Source organism: Luteimonas huabeiensis HB2, assembly GCF_000559025.1.
Taxonomy (GTDB): Bacteria; Pseudomonadota; Gammaproteobacteria; order Xanthomonadales; family Xanthomonadaceae; genus Luteimonas; species Luteimonas huabeiensis.
In genome coordinates this window covers 1-4,509 of the sequence record NZ_JAAN01000068.1, presented here as the reverse complement: position 1 = coordinate 4,509, position 4,509 = coordinate 1, and the positions used below count along the sequence as shown (strand labels likewise).

Annotated in this window: 1 protein-coding gene; it reads left to right on the top strand. The window is 65.9% G+C overall.

From position 1 onward, the window contains the following. Positions 1-502 precede the first annotated feature (502 nt). On the top strand, positions 503-4,509 hold a 4,007-nt coding region (locus Z164_RS22225; RefSeq protein ID WP_236621839.1), incomplete at its 3' end, for a DUF6531 domain-containing protein.

Below are 4,509 nucleotides of genomic sequence, written 5' to 3'. Positions count from 1 at the left end.
AACGGGACGTTGCTGACGAGCGGTACTGCTACGTCAGGTATGACATTGAATGTGCCGAGTCTGCCTGAAGCAGGGGAGTACGTCTTCCTCGTCGATCCCTATTACGGTGAAACCCTGCAAGCCCAATTGACCTTGCAGAGCCGGTAGCAGCCTTACGGAAATGGACTGGAGCACGCAAATGATCGGTGTGCATCGAAGCGGCTGGAGAGCCGGTTTCATGGGGTTTTTGCTGGGGACCCTGGCGGCCAGTAGCGCCTCCGGGCACTTCGAGGATATGGGCGCTGGAACGTTCGACCGGACTGGAGCGCCCGCTACAGAGCACCCCGCGCAAGCCCCGGCTCTCCAACGCCGCGCCCGCCTTCCTGATGGAAGCCTGCTGGTGCTCTCCGCGGATGGTCGATCCGTGTCGCGAACCGCCTCGGCACCGGCGGAACGATCGCGGACGTGGCCGCTCGATGTTGTCCGCCGCAACGCGAGCGTAACCCTGTTGCCGAGCGGACGGGTGCTGATCTGGGGCGGCGCAGGAAAGGCTGGGGAATTGCAGAACGATGGCCTGATCTTCGACCCTGAGCTCAGCGCGCTGGAGCCGGTGGCGCTTCCGTTCGCGGGTCGCGCAAACCACACTGCGACGGTGCTGACCGATGGCCGTATTCTGCTGGCCGGTGGCCGCTCGAACGCATCGGGCTATGCCCTTTGGCACGAGGACACGGGCGAGGCGGTGGAACTCCAGGAGGCGCCGGTTCTGCGCGGAGGCCACCGTGCCGACCTCCTCGCCGACGGGCGCGTACGCCTGATGGGGTCGCGCCACTCCGGGGACGTACTGGTCTTCGATCCTGCCGATGATCGCGTGCGTCGTGTCGATGTGCGGGAGTTGCAAGAAACCGGCAAGCCCGGTCTGGCCGCTTCGCGGCCTATGCACGGTGCAGACGATGTGCCGACGACGCAGCGCTTGTCGCTTCGTTTCGCTCAGCGCATCGCAGTACGGTCGGTAGGGGACTCGAACGTCGTGTTGCTAGGCACGGGAGGTAGCACGCCAGTCGAAACGGTGGTGGTCGAGGACGGGCGCCTGGCGTTCGTGTCTCCACGCCAGGAGTTGTTTCCTGGCACCCCGTACACACTGTTGATCGATGGCCTGGAGACCGTAGCCGGAGAGCCTGTCGAGCGGATCGCGATCGATTTCAGAACGGCGCCGTCGGTCACCGAGAGGCAGGTGACTCCAGAGCCTCAGGAGTACGCCGAAACGCCCGTTACCGCGACTGACCCTTCGCCTCCGACCGGCATCCACTGCGGCGATGCGTCCATCGACGTGCTCCCCTGCGAGGAAAAGGCGACGCTGGTGGAAGGTGTCTGGACGCCTGGTCGCGCCAATACCGACGGCCGCTGGCGGCTGCCCGGCCGGCAGGCCGATCTCATGCCCACGCAACTGATGGCCCGGGTGACCGAGGCGGTCGGCCTGACCTCGCTGACCGGGCAGATCCTGCGTGTCGACGGCGAGCCAGTGGGGGGCGTAGAAGTCAGCGTCGGGACGTTGAAGGCACGCACGGACGCGCAAGGCCGGTTCTGGCTGTACCAGGTGCCCGCGGGGCGCCAGGAACTTTATGTCGACGGCACCACCGCCAATCGTCCGGGCGTCGAATACGGCCAGTTCGTGGTTGGAGCTGACGTGGCAGCGGGCACGCTCAACCAGTTGCCCTACACGATGTATCTGCCGCGCATCAGCGAGCGAGACAAGGTCAGGATCGACTCTCCGCTCGCCCGCGACGTGGTCCTCACGCACCCCGACATGCCGGGCCTGCAGGTCCACGTTCCCGCCGGTACCGTCGTCCGCGATCGCAAGGGTCGGTTGGTGCGCGAACTCGCGATCGTGCCCACGCCGGTCAACCGTGCACCGTTTCCGGTGGCCGAGAACTACCCGATGTACTTCACCATCGAGCCGGGCGGCGCGGTCGTGCAGGGCTTGAATCCAGAGTCGGCACGCGGCATCCGGGTCTTCTATCCCAATTACGATCAGCATCCGGCCGGCACCCAGGCGGACTTCTGGATCTACGACCCGGCCGAAGGCTGGCGGGTCTACGGCAAGGGGCGTGTGACGTCGGACGAAAGCCGCTTCGCGCCCGAGGCGGGCGTTGCTCTGCACCAGACCATGGGTGGCAGCTATTCGGTCAACACCAATGATCCTGCGCCCGAGGACGACCTGCCCCCGGATTGCCAGAGCTGTGGCGAAGGCAATGCCGGTACCGGTCAGAACGCCACGGCAGGAGATCCGATCGATCTCAGGACCGGGCAGTTCAGCTACCAGGAAACGGACATCGTCATCGCCGACGTGGTGCCGATCTCGCTGGCGCGTTCCTACAGCCCGCGCGACCTGAAGCGTCGTGATTTCGGCATCGGCACGGCCAGCAACTTCGGTTATCGCCTGCACGCGGTCAGCGGAACGAGCAACAACGTGATGCAACTGGTCATGCCCAACGGCGCGAAGCTGTTGTTCCAGCGCGCCAGCGGTACCGGCTTGCAGGGCTCCTGGCGTAATTACGGAACCAGTTCTCTTTCGGGATCGCTGCTGCAGCAGGTCAGCGACAACGGATACAAGTACAGGCTTACGCTGCGCGATGGCTCGATGATGCAGTTCGCCGGGTACAGTCCCAACCGGCTGCTATGGACCCAGGATCGCTACGGCAACCGCACCGAGTACGTCCACGATGCCGGACTGGTCAGTCGAATCGTCTCCCCCAACGGCCGTTACATCGTTCTCGAATACGACAGCAACAGCCGCATTTCGCGCGCCATCGACCAGCAGGGCGCGGCTTGGCAGTACGCCTACAACAGCGCCGGTCTCCTCAGCAAGGTGACCTACCCGGACGGCACCGAGCGCAACTATCACTACGAGCTGTTCAATTGGGCCTTCGCCACCCATCGCATCCGGGAAATCCACGACCGCCGCGGCAACGTCCTGCTCAAGAACGAGTGGGTCGCCGGCATCAACGATCAGAACCATGGCCGGGTCACCAAGCAGACGCTGGCCGACGGCAGCGTCTACCACATCGATTACTACCACATGGTCGGCGAGGAACGCGGTGTGCTCGTCACTCATCCGGATGGCAGCCAGCGCCGTGTGGTGTTCGATAAGGAAGGTGGCCTGTATCCGGTCTCCGATACGCTCGCCTATGGTACGCCGCTGGCGCAGACGTTCACGTTCGAGCGCGACAGCGTCGGGCGGATGACCGCCCGCATCGATCCGCTGGGGCGCCGGACCGAGTACGAGTACGACGCGATCGGCCAGGTCACCCGTGTGACATCGCTGGCCGGCACGCCACAGGCGATCAGCGCGTCCGTGACCTACAACGCGGATTCCCAGCCGGTCCAGGTGACCGACGCCCTGGGACGCAGCACCACGCTGGCCTACGACAACGGCTGCCTTATTCGGATCACGAACCCTCTCGGCTACTCGACCGCGCTGACCTGCAATACGGCGGGGCAGCCGAATAGCGTCGTCGATGCCTTGTCCAACGTCACCTCGCTCGGCTACCTCGGTCCCGACCTGGCATCGGTCACCGACCCCCTCGGCCGCAGCGTCCAGTTCCGCCACGACGCGCTGGGCCGGGTGATCGCCGCCGAGGACGCCCAGGGCAACCTCACCCGCCGCGAATACGACGCCGAAGGCCGTGTCGTGAAGACGGTCGACGCAGCCGGCGAGCCGACCGAGATCGGCTACGACCCCAACGGCAACGTGACCGCGGTGCTGATGCCCAACGGCAGCGGCATCACCTATGAGTACGACAGTCGCGACCGGCTGGTGGAGCGCACCGACAACCTGGGCCAGTCCGAGTCCTGGACCTGGGACACGATGAGCCGGGTCGCGAGCTACACGGATCGCAAGGGCCAGACGACGACGTACGCATACGACGCGCTGGGGCGCCCGACGTCGACCACCTATGCCGACGGCAGCACCGTCACGGCCACCTACGACGCCGGCGACCGACTCCTGAGCCTCACCGACTCCGTCTCGGGCACGTTGAGCTGGGTCTATGACGACCTCGACCGGGTGATCGAGGCGATCAGCCCGCAGGGCAGCATCGCCTACGAGTACGATGCGGCCGGCCGCAGGACGGCGATGACGGCCGCCAGCCAACCGAGGGTCGAGTACCAGTACGACGCCAACGACCGCCTGACCCGCATCCTGCAAGGCGCGGAGACGGTGGAATTCGCCTACGACGCGCTGGACCGGCTGACGCAACAGAGCCTGCCCAACGGCATCGAGACCGGTTACGCCTACAATGCCGCCAGCCAGGTGGGCGGCATCGCCTGGCGCAGGCCGGACGGCACGCCGTTGCACGCGTTGGGCTACGGCTACGACAGCGCAGGGCGGAGGGTCGCGCAGACCGGCAGCCTGGCCCCGCAGGCCCTGCCGCCCGCGAGCACCGGTGCGAACACGTTCGACGACAACAACCGGCAGCTGCAGTACAACGGCGCCGCGCTGACCTACGACGCCAACGGCAACCTGACCTCCGA